The 573-nt window shown below is 37.0% G+C and carries 1 protein-coding gene; it reads left to right on the top strand.

What is annotated here, in order from left to right:
* The coding region (locus F0231_RS20880; protein ID WP_216612394.1) for a hypothetical protein at nucleotides 1–447 on the top strand (447 nt) is incomplete at its 5' end.
* Nucleotides 448–573: the final 126 nt, after the last annotated feature.

Here is a 573-nt window from a genome sequence, read left to right on the forward strand (position 1 = left end):
GGCGTTAGGTTTTCGGAGTCATTAATGGAACCATTTTTACAAGTTTTATTTTGTATACTTGTGTTACTTTCAATTGGTTACGTAATTTATAAACTATGCACGAACCCTAGTGAATGGAAGTCATTCGTAGACAAGTACCCAGTTAAGAATCTGACTCAAATCAAAACAGTATTCTTTGTAAATTTTACTCCAGACGGCTTTTGGTGGTTTAAGAGTTTAGGGATCTTATCTTATGGAGAAGAAGGAATAATTATTGGGGCAATTCCCCCTTTTTGCTTCTTTTACTCGAAAATGTTTATACCTTATTCAGAACTGAACATTGAAAGAAAACCGGGTATTTTATATGAATACGCAGCGGTATCTTTCAGTTCTATTGTGTTCAGAATAAGCCTAAAGCATGGTAAAGAAATCATAAGGTTAAAGACATTGTCGCAAAACGAGACTTAAAACCTAACAAAGCGTTTAAGACAGATTCGCAACGCTCGGCATTCTCAGTTCAAGTCGAGTTTTGGTGTTTACGGCGCAGTGGTTTAGGTTTTGTGGTAGCGTTGCTCACTACTTAACGCGGCGTTA

This window comes from Vibrio sp. RE86, assembly GCF_013114545.1.
In the GTDB taxonomy this organism is placed as follows: Bacteria; Pseudomonadota; Gammaproteobacteria; order Enterobacterales; family Vibrionaceae; genus Vibrio.